At 72.0% G+C, this 19,330-nt stretch carries 3 protein-coding genes; 2 read left to right on the top strand and 1 reads right to left on the bottom strand.

Annotated features, from left to right (window positions below):
• Positions 1–67 precede the first annotated feature (67 nt).
• Positions 68–17,719 carry a non-ribosomal peptide synthetase gene (locus OG947_RS14830; RefSeq protein WP_328812157.1) on the top strand — a complete coding sequence of 5,884 codons (17,652 nt, stop codon included), beginning with the start codon at positions 68–70 and terminating at the stop codon, positions 17,717–17,719.
• Complete coding sequence (locus tag OG947_RS14825; protein WP_222649724.1) at positions 17,712–18,482, top strand: tyrosine-protein phosphatase; 771 nt, start codon at positions 17,712–17,714, stop codon at positions 18,480–18,482. The genes OG947_RS14830 and OG947_RS14825 overlap by 8 nt, the downstream gene beginning before the upstream one ends.
• Here the strand turns inward: OG947_RS14825 and OG947_RS14820 are convergent, their stop codons facing one another.
• The gene (locus OG947_RS14820; RefSeq protein ID WP_222631659.1) at positions 18,483–19,274 is read right to left on the bottom strand and encodes an enoyl-CoA hydratase/isomerase family protein; all 792 of its coding nucleotides are present in this window, start codon (positions 19,272–19,274) and stop codon (positions 18,483–18,485) included.
• Positions 19,275–19,330 lie beyond the last annotated feature (56 nt).

The raw sequence follows: 19,330 nt of genomic DNA, 5'->3' as shown, positions 1-19,330 counted from the left end.
CCTGTGAGTCCTCCAGAAGACGGCGAGCCCGACCGAACGGGCAATTCCCGCGGATAGGTTTCGTCCTGTGGGAGACGACCGGAACGAGGGGGCGGTCGTGTCCCCCGAACCGGACGGCGGCCCCGCCCGGGTTCCGCTGACGGGTGCGCAACGGCCGTTCTGGCTGGCCCAGCGCCTCGATCCCGACGCGGCCCTCACCGTCGCCCTGTACGTCGACATCTCCGCTCCGGTCGGCTCGGGCGTCGACCTCGCTCGGTTGGAACGGGCGATGTACGCCGCGGGCACCGAGTCCGGCCTGCGGCAGACCCGCCTCGCGCAGGGAGAGGACGACGAGCCGTGTCTGATCCACGTCGAGGACGCCGTCATGAACCTCGACGTGCTCGACCTGCGCGGCGACGCCGACCCCGAGGCGTCCGCTCACGCGTGGATGCGCGCCGAGTTCCGGGAGCCCGTCGATCTCCACGGAACCGTGCTGGTTCGCTGCGTGTTCCTCCGACTCGACGATCACCGCACGTTCCTGTATCTGCGGGCCCACCACGTGGTGCTCGACGGCCAGGGCGCCTTCACACTCCTCGGACGGATCGCCGGCCACTACTCGGGAACGTCGGCTCCGGGACCGGCGCCGACGCCCGACACCGCCGCCCGCATCCACGATGCGGAGGTCGCCTACGCCGCGTCACGTCGCCACGACGCCGACCTCGCCCACTGGCGCGAGCACCTCGCCGGCGTCGGCGGCCCCACGGCACTGTCGGCGGCACCCCCGAGCGCACCCCGGCAACCCGTCGCGACGCGCCTGCCGTGGACCCAGCCGAGGGGAACCGCAGCCGACCCGCTCGCCGTCGTCGCCGCTCTCGCCGTGCATCAGTCGCGGGTGCTCGACACCGACGACGTGGTCCTCGGATTCCCCGTCACCGGACGCACCACCGCCGCACTGCGGGCGACGGCCGGGATGATGGCCAATCTGGTGCCGCTGCGGCTGACGGTCGACTCGACCACGGCGGTGCGAGAACTGCTCGTACAGGTACGGCGAGAGATCACCGGGGCGCTTCGGCACCAACGCTTCCGGGACTGGGATCAGCTTCTGCCACCGGAGGTGCGGCCGTTCGGCGTCTCCTTCGGCCCCGTCGTGAACATCATGCCGTTCGTCGCCCCGTTGCAGTTCGACGACATCTCGGCTCCCGTCGGCATCCTGTCGTCGGGGCCCGTCCACGACACCGCGATCAACATCTACACCGGCGACACACTGACGCTGGACATCCAGTGGAACCCGGAGCGCTACGACGCCTCCGACATCGACCGGCACGGCGTGCGGCTGACGCGACTCCTCGGCGGCATCGTCGCGGCGGACGACCACACCACCGTGGGCGATCTCGCGTTCCTGGACGACGGCGAGGCGGCCGATCTGCTCGACCGGTCGGGCGGGCCGGCACCGACGGCGACGACACTGGGCGACCTCATGGCGGCGGTCGCGCGCAGCGACCCGGCGGCGCCGGCCGTGCGCGGCGGAACGGCCACGCTCACGTACGGCGAACTCGACGACGCCTCCGGGCGCCTCGCCCGCACTCTCCGCGATGCAGGAGCGACTCCGGGAACCGTGGTGGCGCTGGCACTTCCGCGGTCCGTCGACCAGGTGATCGCGCTCTGGGCCGTCGTGCGCACCGGTGCCGCGTTCCTCCCGGTCGACCCCGCGGACCCCGCCGAGCGGCTCACCGCCGTGCTGGCCGAATCCGGGGTGACCCTCGTCGTCACTACGGATCGACATCCCGTCGATCTGCCGAGCGGAACGACCCGGGTGGACGTCACGGACGTCGCACCGGAGCCGCTGACGAGGGAGCACCCGGCGATCACCGAGCTCGCCTACGTCATGTACACCTCCGGCTCCACCGGCCGTCCGAAGGGCGTCGCCATCACCCACGCCGGACTGCACGGTGTCGTGGCCGGCCACCGCGCACGCGGTGCGGAGACACGGGTTCCGGAGATGGGGGGCAGTCGCGTCCTCGCCGTCGCGGCTCCGACCTTCGACGCGTCGATCTCGGAACACCTTCTCGCCCTAGCACTGTCCGGCTGCCTCGTCGTCGCCGGTTCCGACGCGTACTCCGGTGCACCTCTGCAGGATCTGCTGCGACGAGAATCGATCACCCACGCGATCCTGACTCCGCGGGTGCTCGAGACACTGTCCCCGACCGGAGCTCCGTCGCTGCGACAGGTCCTCAGTGTCGGCGACGTGTGCTCGCCCGCGCTGGCGTCCCGGTGGTCGACGTCACCGGGCCTCCTGCTGCACAACGACTACGGACCCACCGAGACCACGGTGTGGGCCACCGGGACTGCGCCGCTGGCGGAGTCCGGAACCGTCACCATCGGGCGTCCCCTGCCCGGAGTGCGCGCCGTGGTGCTCGACTCCCGCCTGCGCCCCGTCCCGGTCGGAGTTCCGGGTGAGCTGCACCTCGCCGGAGCCGGCCTGGCCCGCGGGTACGTCGGACGGTCGGCGGAGACCGCGGCGCGCTTCGTGGCCGGGGTCGACGGAACGCGGCTGTACCGCACGGGTGACCGCGCACGGTGGACGTCGTCCGGTGACCTGGAGTACCTGGGGCGCACCGACAGTCAGGTCAAGGTACGAGGGCGCCGTGTCGAACCCGGCGAGATCGACACGGCCCTCGTCGCGGTTCCCGGTGTGACGCAGGCCGTCACAGTGGTCCGTCGTGACGGCGACAGCGAGCAGCTGGTCTCGTACGTGACCGGTGACGCCGACCCCGCGGACGTTCTCGCCGCCGTCGTCCGGACGCTGCCGAGCCACCTCGTCCCGGTGCACGTGGTGCCGCTGGACGCGCTCCCGCTGACCGCCTCCGGCAAGGTGGACGTCCGCGCACTCCCCGAGCCGGAGCGCCGGACCACGACCCGCCGTGAACCCGCCTCCGACGTCGAGCGGCGGCTGCTCGACGCGGTGTCACACGTGCTGTCCCGCAACGATGTCGGGGTCGACGACGACTTCTTCGCGCTCGGCGGTGACAGCATCCTCTCGATCCGACTGGTCACCGTCGCAGCGGCGTCGGGCGTGCGGATCAGCGCTCGTGACGTCGTGGAACAACGCAGTGCCGCCGGGCTCGCGCGCGTGGCGGACACGGTCGGCACCGTCGACGAGCCACCCGGCAGCGGCATCGGCCGCGTCGACCCGACACCCATCGTGCGCCACCTGCTGGAGCGCGGCGGAACACCGCATCAGTTCGCTCAGACCCTCACGCTCTCGCTCCCGGTCGGCATCGACCGCGCATCCCTGGTGTCCACGATCGAGGCCGTGGTCGCGCACCACGACATGCTGCGCTCCGTGCTCGTCCGCGACGCGGACGGCGTACACCTCGAGGTGCGCCCGCGGGATGCCGTCCGGGTCGACGGACTGCTGCGCCGCGGCGCCGATCTCGCGGTGGAGGACATCGTCGCGACACTCGATCCCGAGAACGGCGTGATGCTCGGGCTCGGCTGGAACGACCTCGGCGAGCACACGGCGGGACGCCTCGTGATCGCGGCGCACCACCTGGTGGTGGACGTGGTGTCGTGGGGCGTCCTCGTCGCCGATCTCGTCGCGGCGTGGGCCGCGGTGCGCGACGGGGTCGCACCGACTCTCGCCCCCGTCCGCACGTCGATGCGGCGCTGGTCGTCCGGTCTCGCAGCGCACGACGCGAGCGCGCGGCTGCCGTACTGGACCGGCGTTCTGGACGGCCCCGATCCCGTTCTCGGACAACGACTCCTCGACCCCGTCGTCGATCGGGTACGGGACACGACGGTCCGGGACGTCGCCTTTCCAGCAGAGATCGCCGACGCACTACTGGTCCGCGCGCCCACCCTGTTCCACGCCGGACCGACCGACGCCCTCCTCGCCGCGCTCGCCCTCGCGCTGGCCACGTGGCGACAGGACGACGCACCGACCAGGCTCGTCCAACTCGAGGGACACGGACGGGAGGACGACCTGGTTCCCGGCGCCGACACCGGGCGCACCGTCGGCTGGTTCACCACGGTGTTCCCCGTACGACTGGACCTCACGGGTCTCGACATCGCCGCGGCGCTGCGCGGCGGACCTGCTGCGGGCGAGGCGATTCTGCGGGTCAAGGAGCACCTCGCACGAGTTCCCGACCACGGCGCGAGCTACGGGCTGCTGCGACACGGGGCAGACGACGACGCGCGCCACGCCCTGCGCTGGACACCGCAGATCTCGTTCGCGCACCTCGGCAGGATGACGACGACGGACACCGGTGACTGGCTCCCGGTTCCCGGCATCTCCCCGCTGTCGGGACCACGGCCCGAGGACCTGGGCGCGGCCGCCGTGCTCGAGATCGACACCGTCGTCCTCGGGGACACCCTGATCGCACGACTGAGCACGCTCGACGCGGTCCTGGCGGACGCGGACGTCGAGGCCTTCGTCTCGCTGTGGGTCGAGGCGGCGACGGCCGTCGCGCGCCACGTCGACACCCCCGGCGCCGGCGGGCGGTCACCGTCGGACTTCCCGCTGGTCGATGCGACACCATCCGATGTCGACGGGTGGACCGGGCGTCATCCCACGCTGATCGACGTCCTGCCCACCGCGCCACTGCAGGCGGGCCTGCTGATGCATGCCCGCCTCGCCGCCGGGAGCGTCGATCCCTATGTGGTGCAGACGATCGTGCACCTCGGTGGAGCGCTCGATGCCGACCGTCTGCAGCGGGCCGCGCACTCGCTGGTGGACCGTCACGGCGCGCTGCGGGTCGCCTTCGACACCACCGCCGACGGGACGGACGTCCAGGTGATCGCGGCCTCCGTCACGGTGCCGTGGACGGAAGTGGACGTCCGGGCCGATCCCGACCCTGCCGCCGTGCTCGACGCCTTCCTCGCGCACGATCGCGGCGTCGCCGTCGACGTGGCCGCCGCACCGCTGCTGCGCGTCGCTCTGCTGCACACCGGGGACGAGCGGCACACCCTGGTGCTCACCCATCACCATCTGCTCCTCGACGGCTGGTCCCTGCCGATCGTCCTCGCCGATCTCCTGGCCGACTACGCCGGCGAGGACCCCCGGCCCGCGCCGCCTCCACTCCGCGGCTTCCTGCAGTGGGTGAGCGAACGCGACACCACGGCCTCGCTCGCGGCATGGTCGGAGGCCCTGGCCGGATCGACCGAGGCGACGCTGCTCGCTCCCGCGCACGGTTCCGGAACCGACGAGGCACCGGGACAACGCATCGCGACCCTGAGCACCGAGCGCACCGCCGAACTCGTGGCGCGCGCCGGCGCCGCGGGGGTCACGGTCAACACCCTCGTGCAACTCGCGTGGGCACTCGTACTGGGCTCCGCGGTGGGCCGTACCGACGTCGTCTTCGGAGCCACCGTCTCGGGCCGACCGGCCGAGCTGGACGGTTCCGCATCCATGGTGGGGCTCCTCATCTCCACCGTTCCGGTTCGCGTGCGGCTCGATCGCACAGCGACGGTGCGGGAGTCGGCTCAGCGACTGCAGCGTGAGCAGGCCGCGCTGCTCGATCATCATCACCTCGCTCCGTCCGCCATCGAGGCGGAGGTCGGGCCGGGCGCCGGATTCGACACGTCGCTCGCCTTCGAGTCGTATCCACTGGATCGCACCGCTCTGACCGCGGCGGCGGGTGACCTCTCCGTTCTCGGCGTCGAGGCGCGGGACGCGACGCACTACCCGCTGTCCCTGGCGGTCGAACCGGGAGAGAGCCTCGTCGTGCGCGCGACGCACCGCCGCGACGTCCTCGACACCGACGCCGTGGACCGACTGCTGGACCGACTCCTGCGGGTGCTCGAGGCACTCGACCCCTCGCGTGTGCTCGCCGAGATCGACCTGCTCGGGGTCACGGAGCGCACCCTCGTCACCGAGACGTGGAACTCCACCCGGCACCCCCTCGTCCCCACCACACTCCTAGACGCCGTGCCGGCTCTGGATCCGTCCCGTGTGGCCTTCACTCACGGCGATCGACACGTCACCCGAGCCGAGTTCTCGGCTCGCGTCCACCGCCTCGCCCGGTACCTGATCAGCCGCGGCGCCGGACCGGAGACGGCCGTCGCGGTGGCGCTCGAGCGGTCGATCGATCTGCTCGTCGCCGTGCACGCCGTCGTGGCCACCGGCGCGCACTACGTCCCGCTCGATCCCGGCCATCCCGCCGAGAGGCTCCGACACACGGTGACCATGTCGGGAGCGCGGCTCGGTATCGGGAGTGCGGCAACGCTTCCCGAGGCGGTCGAATGGATCACGATCAGCGATGCGCCCCTCGGGTCCTTCTCCGACACACCCCTCACCGACGACGATCGCCTCGCACCCCTGCGCCCGGACCACCTCGCCTACGTGCTCTTCACGTCCGGCTCCACCGGGCAGCCCAAGGGTGTCGGGGTGTCGCACGCCGCGATCGTGAACCAACTGCGCTGGCGCGCCGAGTTCGTCGGTGTCACCGCGGACGACATCGTGCTCCACAAGACACCCGCCACCTTCGACGTCTCGGTGTGGGAGCTGTTCCTGCCGTGGCAGATCGGTGCCCGCGTCGTCGTCGCGGATCCGGACGACCACCGCGACGCCGATCTGCTGGTGGAACTGATCGCACGGCACCGCGTCAGCGTGGTGCACGCCGTCCCGTCGATGCTGGCGCTCATGGCGGACGCACCGGGCCTCGCCGCCTGCACGTCGCTGCGCACGATCCTCTCGTCGGGCGAAGCGCTGCCCGCGGGGGTCGCCGCCGCGGTCCGCGCCGTGCTCCCCGTACGAGTGGTGAACCTGTACGGGCCGACCGAAGCGGCGGTGGACGTCACCGCCCACGTCATGACCGACGCCGACACGACGGACGTCCCCCTCGGGCGACCGGTGTGGAACACGACGACCCTCGTGCTGGACGACGCCCTGCGCCCCGTTCCCGTCGACGTCCCCGGCGAGCTGTATCTCGGTGGTGCGCAACTCGCCCGCGGCTACGCGCATCGCACCGCGTTGACCGCGGAGCGGTTCGTCGCCGGACCGGACGGATCTCGTCTCTACCGGACCGGCGATCGTGTCCGCTGGTCCGCCGCCGGCGACCTGCACTTCCTCGGCCGGAGCGACGACCAGCTGTCCGTGCGCGGCGTGCGCGTCGAGCCGGCGGAGATCGAGGCCGTGCTGACGCGGTCGGGCCTGATCGACCGCGCGGTGGCAGCGGTCGTCGAAGATCGACTGGTCGCGTACGTCGTTCCGACACGGGGCCGTTCAGCCGTCCCGGAGGCGCTGCTGCAGTCGCTGCGCTCGTCACTTCCGCGCCATCTGGTTCCCGACGACATCGTGGAGATCGAGACCATTCCCCTCACCGCGTCGGGCAAGGTCGACAAGCGTGCGCTGCCCGCGCCCGCGCGCCGCGGCCGGGTCCACCGCACTCCCTTCACACCGACCCAGCGTGTCGTCGCGGACATCGTGGAGGCCGTCCTGCAGACGTCCGCTCCGGTGGGTGCCGACGACGACGTCTTCGCGCTCGGCGCCACCTCCCTCAGCGCGGCGCGGGTCGTCGCGCGCATCCGGTCGGCGACCGGACGCGACCTGACGCTCCGCACGCTCTTCGACGTCCCGACCATCGCGGGGCTGGCTGCCGCCGTCGATGCGGGAGACGCGTACACCGACCACGGGTTCCACGCTGCGCGTCCCGACCGCATCCCGCTCACGCACGCCCAACACCGGATGTGGTTCCTCGACCGGTACGAACCGGGGTCCTACGTCATGCCGCTGGCGTTGCGCGTCCGCGGCGACCTGGATCTCGGCGCGCTGTCGTCCGCGATCGGTCACGTCATGACTCGCCACGAGATCCTCCGTACCGTCTACGCCGATGCGGACGGTGTCGTGCACCAGGTCGTGCTACCGCCCCCGGCGCCGACCACCCTCACGGTCACCGCCGTCACACCCGACGCACTGGTGGAGCGACTCTCGGATGCCCGGACCACGCGGTTCGACCTGGCCACCGAACCACCTCTACGAGCCGAGGTGCTGCGCCTCGCCGACGACGAGCACGTCCTGCTGCTGACCGTGCACCACATCGCGGCGGACGGTCTGTCTCTCGCCCCTCTCACGCGAGACCTGCTGTCGGCGTACCAGTCCCATCGCTCTGGACGGGTACCGGCACAGTCGCCACTGTCGGTGCAGTACGCCGACGTCGCTGTGCGGCAGACGGAACTGGGCGTCGACTCCGACGCGGCGGCGTGGTGGAAGTGCCGTCTCTCCGGACTGCCCGACGTCCTCGACATGCCGCTCGACCGACCGCGCCCGGAGCGGCGCGGCCGGGCGAGTGACGCGGTGCGCCTCGATCTCGACGACGCGACCGTGGCCGCACTGAGCGAGCTCGCCGTCGCTCACCGGGCCACGGTGTTCATGGTCGTGCACACCGCCCTCGCCGTCGCCCTCGCGCGCTGGACCGGGTCGACGGACATCGCGGTGGGATCACCGATCTCGGGTCGACCGGATCCTGCGCTCGACGACCTCGTCGGCCTGTTCGTCGACACCGTCGTGCTGCGCACCCGCGTGGATCCGTCGGAGTCGTTCGCCGAGTTGCTCTCCCGCACCCGAGACGAGACGGTGGACGCCTTCGCGCACGCGCACGTCCCGTTCGACCACGTGGTCGACACCCTCGGTGCGGCTCGCACGTCGGCTCATCACCCGGTCTTCCAGGTCGTGCTGGCCTTCCAGGACGTGGATCCGCTCCCGGGCAGTCCCGACATCGAGGTGCTCGACGTCGGGCCTGCACCCGCGACCTTCGACCTCACCGTCGACGTCCGCCCCGCCGGCGCCGGCCTCGCGGTCGTCCTCACCTACGCGTGCGACCTGTTCGATCACACGACCGCGGAATGCCTCTCGTCCGTCCTCGAGCACGTGCTGCGCGCGGCGGCCCGGGGTTCCGAGATCGTAGTGGGCGACATCGCGATCCGCGGAGCGGACGAGCCCGACACGTGGACGCATCCCGACGCCCACACGACCCCGACGACGCTCCCCGCCCTGCTCGACGCCCACGCGGACGGCTCCGCAGTCGCGGTGATCGAGGGCGACACCGTTCTCACGCGGGACGAGTGGGCACGAGCGTCGAACCGGTGGGCGCGCCGTCTGATCGCGCTCGGTGCCGGTCCCGAGACCGTCGTCGCGGTCGCCGTCGCCAGGTCGGCGCGGTACCTCGTTCTCGTCGCGGCGATCAGCCGCGCGGGAGCCGCGTTCGTCCCGCTCGATCCCGAGCAGCCGCGGGCTCGGCTCGCGGACATCCTGACCGAGGCGGCGCCCACGCTGGTGCTCGCCGACACGGCGGCGCCGTTCCCGACCGACGTCGTCCGGATCACGGTCGACGATCCCGCCACGCTCGCCGCGGTCGCGGCGCTGTCGGACGCACCGATCACCGATCGCGACCGTCGCTCGGCTCTGCGACCCGACCACCTCGCCTACGTCCTCTACACCTCGGGATCCACCGGACGGCCCAAGGGCGTCGCCGTCACGCACCGCGGACTCCACAACGCCGTCCAGGACCAACGGGCCCGGCACGCACCGGCATCCGATGCCCGGGTGCTCGCTGTGTCGTCGACGACGTTCGACGCGTCCGTCGGCGAACTGGTCATCGCACTCGCGCTGGACGCCGCACTCGTCGTCGCCCCTCCCGAGGTCTACGCCGGTGTCGAACTCCGCGACCTGATGCGGCGGCACCGTGTCACCCACACCCTGATGACACCCCGCGCGCTGGACGCGACACCCGATCCCGGCGGTGACCTCCGCGTCGTCATGAGCGCCGGCGAGGCATGCCCGCCGAGTCTCGTCGACACGTGGGCACCCGGCCGGACGATGACCAACGTCTACGGACCCACCGAGGCGACCATCTGGTCGACGACGGCACTCCTGGCCGCCGGGCATCCCGTGACCGTCGGGTCCCCGACTCTCGGCGTCGAGGTCTCGCTTCGCGACGTCCGCCTGCACGCGGTTCCGGACGGCGTGGTCGGTGAGCTGTACGTCGCAGGCGACCATCTCGCACGCGGGTACCTCGGTAGGCCGGGACTCACCGCGTCCCGCTTCGTCGCGGCTCCCGACGGACAGCGGACGTACCGTACCGGAGACCTGATGCGCCGCAACGCCGTCGGCGACCTGCTGTACCTCGGACGGTCCGATCACCAGATCACGGTGCGCGGCCTGCGGATCGAACTCGGGGACGTCGAGACCGCGCTCGTCGGCGCCGCGGGCGTCGGCGCCGCCGCGGCCGGGGTGATCGACGAGCGTCTCGTCGGCTACGTGGTCGCTGCCGACGGGCACAGTATCGACGCGGCAGAGGTGTCGGCCGCCGCCGCGGCGGCACTGCCGCGGTATCTGGTTCCCGCCGCGGTGGTCGTGATGGACGCACTGCCGATGACGACGTCGGGCAAACTCGACCGCGCGCGGCTGCCCCGCCCGCCCCTCGACACGGCCGAGTTCCGCGCTCCGTCCACCGCCGGGCAGGTCGCCGTCGCGGCCGTCTTCGCGACGGTCCTGGAACTCGCGGACCCCGTCGGACTCGACGACGACTTCTTCGCGCTCGGTGGCCACTCCCTCAGTGCCACCAGAGTCGCTGCCCGACTGCAGGTTCCGGTCCGTAGCGTGTTCGAGGCACCGACCGTGCACGCACTCGCCGCGCAGATCGACGCCGTGCCTCGGAGCGCTCTCGCACCGCGGCGGACACGGCCGCGCCCCGACATGGTGCCTCTGTCGTTCGCCCAACAGCGCATGTGGTTCCTGAACACGGTCTCCAGCGACAGCGGCTACGTCATCCCGCTCGCACTCGGGCTGCGCGGTGTCCTCGACCACGGCGCGCTACAGGGCGCACTCGCCGACGTGGTCGACCGCCACGAGATACTGCGCACCGTCTACCCCGCCGTGAACGGTGTTCCGCAGCAACACGTTCTCGATCACGCGCGGATCGCGATCGACCGGGAGTCGGAGACACCGGAGGCCGTCCTCGACCGGATGGCGTCGGCACCGTTCGACCTGGCAGCGGATCTCCCGCTGCGCGCCTCCGTCGTGGCGGTGACCGAGAAGCATCACGTCCTGCTTCTCGTGCTGCACCACATCGCCGCGGACGGCTGGTCCCTGGCGCCGCTCACCCGCGATCTCACGGCGTCCTACGCGGCCCGCCGGTCCGGTCGAGAGTGGACTGTCGACCCCCTGCCCATGCAGTACGCGGATCACGCCGTGTGGCAACAGGATCACGCGGACGACATCCGTGGTCGAGTCGCGTTCTGGACGGACCGCCTGGCCGGTCTCCCGGACGTGCTGCCGTTGCCGACCGATCGACCGCGGCCGCCGGTGGCCTCGCACCGCGGGGCGCGTGTACGCGTGACGGTGCCGGACGCCACGACCGCGGCGCTGCGTGCGCTCGCCACCGCCCACCACGCGACGCTCGTCATGGTCCTGCAGGCGGCCTGGGCCGTCACTCTCGCCCGCGTGACGGGAAGCGAGGACATCGCCGTCGGAACACCGGTGGCAGGCCGCGGTCACGAGGATCTCGACGAGCTGGTCGGCATGTTCGTCGACACGGTCGTGCACCGCGCGTTCGTCACCGGTACCGATACCGTCGCGGCTCTGGTCGATCAGGTGCGCGAGGACACCGTGGCGGCCCTCGACTACGCCGACGTGCCGTTCGAGCTGATCGTCGACGCTCTCGATCCGGTGCGCTCCACCGCGCACCATCCCGTCGTGCAGGTCATGTTCGCGTTCCAGAACCAGACTCCGCCCACTCTCGTGGCCGCCGGACTGGAGATCGACGTCCTGGACTCGGTTCCCGTGGCCGCGCCGGTGGACCTGACCCTGGATCTCACGGAGACCGGGGACGGACTGAGCGGCGCACTGACCTACGCCGTCGACCTCTTCGACCGGCGGACCGCGGCCGGAATCGTCGACGTCCTGCTCCGCGTCCTCGACGCGGTGGCGCGCAGGCCCTTCGACCGGATCGGCGCCCTCGAGATCCTGCACCCGTCGGAGCGGGCACTGTTGCTCTCCCAGCACGGCAGCGCCGGACTACCACCGCGCGTGCTGCCTCGTCTGCTGGCCGACGCGGTGGCCGGCAACCCGGACGGGCCCGCCCTGATCGGGGAGCGCACGCTCACCTACACCGAGCTGGACCGCCGCTCCAACCGCTGGGCGCGGGCACTGATCGCCCTCGGCGCCGCGCCCGACACCGTCGTCGCCGTCGCGCTGCCGCGCTCGGTGGACCAGATCACCGCGGTGTGGGCGGTAGCGAAGACCGGCGCGGCGTTCCTGCCGATCGACCCCGACGGGCCACCGGACCGACTGCGGCACATGCTCACCGAGACGGGCGCCAACGTCGCCGTCACCGCCGTGACGGTTCCCGCCGCACTGGTACGTCTCGCCACGGTGTCACCGACGGTCCTCGACACGGGCGCGGAGTCCGAGGCCGACGTGACGCCCGCCGACCGGCTCGGTGCCATCCGTCCCGACACCCTCGCGTACGTCATCCACACCTCCGGCTCCACCGGAACCCCCAAGGGCGTGGGCGTCACACACCGCGGCCTCGTGGACGCGTTGTGGGACCAGCGACTGCGCGGCGCTGCGCGGCCGGACCAGCGACTGCGCGAGGCTGCGGAGGCACGTGTGCTCGCGGTCGCGTCCCCCACGTTCGACGCGTCCATCGCCGAGCTGCTCATCGCCGTGGCCCTGTCCGCTCCCCTGGTGGTCGCTCCACCGGACGTGTTCGGCGGACCGGCACTGGGTCGCCTCGTGGCTGAGTCGGCGGTGACCCACGCTCTCCTCACGCCGCGAGTGCTCGACTCGCTGATCCCCGAGGACGTTCCGTCACTCCACGTCCTGGTCACCGCCGGTGAGGCCTGCCCACCGGCACTGGCCGCCCGATGGGCCCCCGGTCGGCGCCTGTTCAACGACTACGGTCCCACCGAGACCACCGTCTGGGCCACGAGCAGCGGCCCGCTCCGGGCGGACGACGCCGTGACCATCGGGCGGCCCGTCCGCGGAGTCGGCGCGCGGGTGCTCGACACGTTCCTGCGCCCGGTGCCGATCGGGGTGGTCGGCGAGCTCTACCTCGACGGCACCCACCTCGCGCGCGGGTACGTCGGCCGCCCCACCGCGACGGCCGAGCGGTTCGTCGCCGCGGCTCAGGGCGCGCGGCTCTACCGCACCGGCGACCGCGTGCGCTGGACCAGCGGCGGAGATCTGGAGTATCTGGGCCGCACCGACGTCCAGGTCAAGCTGCGCGGGTTGCGCATCGAGCCCGGCGAGATCGAGGCGGCACTCGCCTCGCACCCGGCGATCGACCGCGCCGTGGTGCTGGTGCAGGACGACCACCTCGTCGCGTACGTGGTGCCGTCCGGCACGAGTGCCATCGACCCCGCCGACCTCCGACACGACGCCGCGCGCCGCCTGCCGCGGTACATGGTGCCCGCGCACATCGTCACCGTGGACGCGATCCCGTTGACGGCGTCGGGCAAGCTCGACCGTCGCGCACTCCTGTCTTCCCCTCGCCGACCGGCCTCCGGCCTTCCCGGGACCGTGCCGACGGTTCCGCGTCGCGAGGCGGTCGGCCCGGCCGAGCGCGCCGTCGCCGAGGCGTTCGCCACCGTGCTCGAGTTGCCGGAGCTGCCGGGGCTGGACGACGACTTCTTCGCTCTCGGTGGCCATTCGCTGTCCGCGACCCGGGTGGCCGCGCGGGTGTCGGCGGCGACGGAGCGCGAGGTCTCGGTGCGCGCGGTGTTCGACCACCCCACCGTGGGTGCGCTCGCCGCAGTGCTGGTCGCGGCGCCGACCGCGGCGCGCACTCCCCTGACGGCGGCGCCGCGCCCGGACAGGGTGCCGCTCTCCTTCGCTCAGCACCGGATGTGGTTCCTCGGCCGCGTCGACGCCGACCGCGGTGGACAGCTGATCCCGCTCGCGCTGAGGCTGACCGGTCCGCTGGACGTCGACGCGCTCCGATCCGCCCTCGACGACGTGACCCTCCGGCACGAGATACTGCGCACCGTCCATCCCGCCCTCGACGGCGTGCCGCACCAGGTGGTGTCGCCCACGGTCGACGTCCCCGTCGAGATCGTGCGCACCTCTGCCGCAGACGTCCCCGCGGCGGTAAGCACGGCCGCGGCGGCGCGCATCGACGTCACCACCGAGACTCCGCTGCGCGCCACTCTTCTCGTCGTGTCACCGACCGATCACGTGCTGGTGATCCTCGTGCACCACATCGCCGCGGACGGGTGGTCGATGGCGCCGCTCACGCGCGACGTCGTCACGGCGTACGCCGCTCGCGCGGAGGGACGGCCACTCGACCTACCACCGCTGCCCGTGCAGTACGCCGACCATGCCCTCGCGCAACGCGCAGCGCTGGGATCGCTCGACGACCCCGGCTCCGCGTTGTCGCGTCACCTCGCGCACTGGCGGGAGCGGTTGGCCGGCGTACCCCTCGATCTGGCGCTGCCGACCGATCGCCCCCGTCCGAGAACCCCGTCGCAGCAGGGCGATCGGGTGCGTACCGTTCTCGATGCGGACGCGCTGGGCGCACTCCGGTCCGTCGCGCAGGCCCACGACGTCACCCTCTTCATGGTCGCGCACACCGCGCTGTCGATCGTGCTCGCCCAGTGGGCGGGAACGCGCGATCTCCTCGTCGGGACAGCCGTCGCGGGTCGCACCGATCCGGCACTCGACGACGTGGTCGGCATGTTCGTGGACACGGTGGTCCTGCGGTCCACGATCGACGAGGACGGCACCGTCGCCGACCACCTCGCCGCGGCGCGCGAGACCACCCTGGACGCCTTCGCGCATGCCGCTCTGCCGTTCGAGACCCTGGTGACGGCCCTCGACCCGGTGCGTTCCACTGCGAGTCACCCTGTGGTGCAGGTGATGCTGACCCTGCAGAACACCGCGCCGCCGCGATTCCCCGACACCACACCGGCCGTCGAGGTGCTCGATCTCGGCGGCGCTCCCGTACAGTTCGATCTCGCCGTGACGCTGCGCGAGGACCAGGGGCGCCTGCTGATCGAGCTGTCCTACGCGACCGACCTGTTCGACCGGAGCACCATCGAGCGGGTCTCGCGCCGACTGGCGTGGACACTGCGGTCGATGACACGCGACACCTCGGTCAGGATCGGGGACCTCGAGACGGTGGAGCCCGCGGAGCGTGCCGCGATGCGTCCCCGCAGCGGTGCCCCCGCGCTGGCGGCCCGGACTCTCGACCACCTCGTGGCCGACGCGGTAGCGGCCCGTCCCGGCGCGATCGCTCTGCGCGCGAACGGCATCGACCTGAGCTACGCGGATCTGTCCGCGCGAGCGAATCGTCTCGCGCGGGAACTGATCGCCTGCGGCGCAGGACCCGACGTCGTGGTCGCGCTGGCGATGCCGCGCTCGATCGACCACGTCCTGTCCGTGTGGGCCGTCGCCGCGGCCGGGGCAGCGTTCCTGTCGGTCGATCCCGCGCAACCCGCCGAGCGGATCGCGCACATCCTCCAGGACTCCGGCGCCGTCGTCGTGATCACGGAGTCCCGGTCCGAGCAGACCACCTCGACCGCGGCGCCGTGGATTCCGCGCATCGTGCTCGACGATCCGGACGTGGTGTCGGCGCTCGACCGTCACCCGGCGCACACGGTGCTCGCGTCGGAGCGTCGTCCGGGGCTGCATCCGAGCTCGATCGCGTACGTCATCTACACCTCCGGCTCCACGGGCCGACCCAAGGGCGTCGCCGTGACCCACGCGGGCCTGGCGGATGCGCTGGCGGACCAACGTTCCCGGCGCGGCGACGTGCCGGACGTGCGTGTGCTCGCGGTGGCCTCGCCGACCTTCGACGCCTCGATCGCCGAGTTGCTGATGGCGCTGGCGCACTGCGGCACTCTCGTTCTCGCGCCGGCGCACGTACACAGCGGCGACGAGGTCGGCGCGCTGATTCGCCACGAGAGGGTCACGCACACGATCATCACGCCCCGCGTGCTCGACTCCCTGGACCCCGCCGGCCTCGACTGCGTGCGCGTCCTCGTCGTGGGCGGCGAGGCCCTCCCGGATCACCTCGCGGCGACGTGGTCCGCCGGACGCGAGATGTACGACGACTACGGCCCCACCGAGACGACCGTCTGGGCCACCGCGCACGGACCGATCACGCCGGACCGCCCCGTCGGCATCGGCACACCGGTCCGCGGTGTGGACGCGGTGGTGCTCGACGGCCGACTGCGGCCGGTACCTCTCGGCGCCGTCGGTGAGTTGTACCTGTCCGGACCACATCTCGCCCGCGGGTACGTCGAGCAGACCGGGCTGACGGCGAGCCGGTTCGTCGCCGCGCCGTACGGACCGCCGGGCGCGCGCCTGTACCGCACCGGCGACCTGGTGCGGTGGAACTCGGCCGGAGAACTGGCGTATCTGGGACGTAGCGACTTCCAGATCAAGCTCCGCGGACTGCGCATCGAGCCGGGCGAGATCGAGAACGCCGCCCTCGCCCATCCCGCGGTGACGCAGGCGGTGGTCCTCCTCAACCGCGACGCCGGAACCGGATCGGATCATCTCGTCGCGTACGTCGCCGGCGACGGGATCGACGTCGCTTCTGTCAGAGAGGCGGTGGCGGAACGGGTTCCGCAGTACATGGTGCCGTCGCGCGTCATCGCTCTGGACGCGGTGCCGCGCACCATCGCGGGCAAGGTGGATCGGGCGGCCCTTCCCGCACCGACGTTCGCACCGACGGTGTACCGCGCGCCGACGACCTCGACGGAACACATGGTCGCCGACGCCTTCGCCCTCGTGCTGGGCGTCGGCGACATCGGACTCGACGACGACTTCTTCGCCCTCGGCGGGACCTCACTGACCGCGACCAGGGTGGCCGCACACCTCGGTCGTGCCGCCGGGGTCGACCGCGTGCTCCGACTCCTGTTCTCGCACGGCACCGTCGGCGCCGTCGCCGAGCATCTCGACCGCGAGGACGACGACGAGTCGATCGCCTCGTCCGACGCAGTCGGTCCCGTTCTCCGACTGGGCGGCGGAGTCGAGCTCGCCCCGGTGTTCTGCATCCACCCGATGATGGGGCTGGCCTGGCCGTACTTCGAGCTCGGCCGCCACCTCGAGACCGGCCGCCCCCTGTACGGCGTGCAGACGCCGGCGGTGGCGGACCCCGACTTCGCACCACGGTCGATGGACGACGTCGTCGAGCGCTACGTCGAGGAGATCCGGCACGTGGATCCCGTCGGCCCGTACCACCTCGTCGGATGGTCGGTCGGCGGTGTGCTGGCCCATGCCGTCGCGGCCCGGATGCAATCGCAGGGCCACACCGTCGCGTCGCTGTCGCTGCTCGACCCGGTGCACAGCATCGTGCCGGGCAGTGCGGTCAAGAAGGCGCAGGCGGACGCCATGTTCGGCGCGTACCAGCACCTGACCGACGACCTGGCGGACATGACGCCGGACGCGCTGTGGTCGGTGTGGTCGGCGATGGGCGGCGACCAGCTACCGGTCTCGGACATCCAGGCGCGACTGATCACCAAGGCGATGCTCACGCTGTTCGCCCTCGTCGACGAGCACGTGCCGCCGACCTACAGCGGGGCCGTCCTGATGATCGACTCCGACGTCACCGCCGTCGAACTCGGCCGCATGTCGGACTTCTGGTCGCAGTACTGCACCGGACCCGCCGACGTGGAGTCGGTGCCGTGGCGACACGGCGAACTGCTGTCGAGCGACGCCGTGGCGGACATCGGTCCCCTGGTGGGACGGTGGCTCGGACGCGTGGAGACCGCGTCGTTACTGTCGACGGGTGAGTGAACGCAGCACGGATGGTTCCGAACCCGGCCAGTTCCACCTGCACGGCGCGTGGAACTTCCGCGACACCGGCGGCCTGCGCACGTCCGACGGCGGACGCACCCGCAGCGGACTGCTCTTCCGCGCGTCGGCACTCACGCACCTCTCCGACGAGGGCCGGGCCACGCTGGCCGGACTCGGGGTCAGCGACGTGTTCGACCTGCGCGGCGACGCCGAGGTGACGCGGTGGGGCTCGGACCGGGCCCCGGACACGGTCACCGTGCATCGCGTCCCCTACATCGCCGCGGAACGCGACGCGCCGCACGAGCGCGCCGTGCCCGCCACCACCGCCCGGGGCTACCTCGACGGCGCCTACCGCGCCTTTCCGACGCTGCCCGGCGCGCGGGTGGCGATCAGGGCGGTGGTCGAGGCCCTGTCGTCCGGCACCTCGTCGCTGGTGCACTGCGCCGCCGGCAAGGACCGCGCGGGGTGGACCGTCGCCACCGTGCTGCGCGCCGCCGGCGTCGTCGAGGAGGACATCGTCGCGGACTACCTGCGCAGCAACGCCGCCGTCGCTCCACTCCGGCGCCACATTCTCGATCACGACGAGGTGGCCCCCGCCGACCTCGACGACGACCTGCTGGGCGTGCGGGAGGAGTACTACCGCGCCGGGCTCGAGGCGATGACCACGGCGCACGGCTCGTTCGACGGCTACCTGGACTGGCTCGGCCTCGACCACGACGCGGTCACTCGACTGAGGAATGCGCTGGTGGACACCCAGCGCTGATCAGCGCCCGCTGTAGGTCGCCTTTCCGGGCCCCACATCGAGGAAGCTGCGCACCGCGCCCTGCAGATCCTCGGTCTCGAACAGGGCACCCGACACCGCCGACGTCACCGAATCCGCATGGCGCACACCGCCGGAGCGCCACGCACCGATGATCTCCTTCGTGGCCGCATGGGCGCGCGTCGGCCCGTCCGCGAGCCGTGCGACGAGAGCCCTGGCGGCGGAGTCCACGTCCTCGTGGATCTGGTTGACGACTCCCCATTCGCGCAGCGTCTCCGCCGTGTACAGATCGCCCGTCATGACGAACTCACGTGCCCGGCCGCTGCCCGCACGCTCCGCCATCCGCTGCGGACCACCCATCGACGGAGTCAGACCCACCACTGTCTCCACCAGACCGAACTTCGCCTTCGGCGACGCGAGGATGATGTCGCAGGCCAGGGCGATCTCCAGCGCGGCCGTCAACGTCAGACCGTGCGCGGCGAACACCACCGGGCAGGGCAGCGCCTCGAGCGGGTGGGCGATGGCCGCGAAGAGCCCCTCCCACAACGCCGTTCCCTCGGCCTCCGACAGCCCCTCGAAGACGTGCACGTCGACCCCACCCGAGACCACCTTGCCCTCCGCGCGCAGCAGCAGCGCACGCGGAGGAGCGGCCACCAGCTCGGCGACGTCGGCCGTCACGGCATCGAACATCGCCTGGTCGAACAGGTTCAGGGCGCCGTGGGCGAACGTGAGGATCGCGACCTCGGCGCCCGCGTCGGTGGTGGTGCGCTCGAGACGGGTGGGCTTCTCACTCATGGATCGGAGCATGCCAGGTGCGCACACATCCTCGTTCTCCGGCCTGCCCGCCTACC

Source organism: Rhodococcus sp. NBC_00297 (genome assembly GCF_036173065.1).
Taxonomy (GTDB): domain Bacteria; phylum Actinomycetota; class Actinomycetes; order Mycobacteriales; family Mycobacteriaceae; genus Rhodococcoides.
Note: the sequence above shows the minus strand (reverse complement) of the source record. Positions and strands in the feature narration are given on the sequence as shown.

What these genes read in the sequence shown, in the direction of transcription:
- OG947_RS14820 (WP_222631659.1), bottom strand. Translation starts at nt 19,274, where the DNA reads ATGAGTGAGAAGCCCACCCGTCTCGAGCGCACCACCACCGACGCGGGC.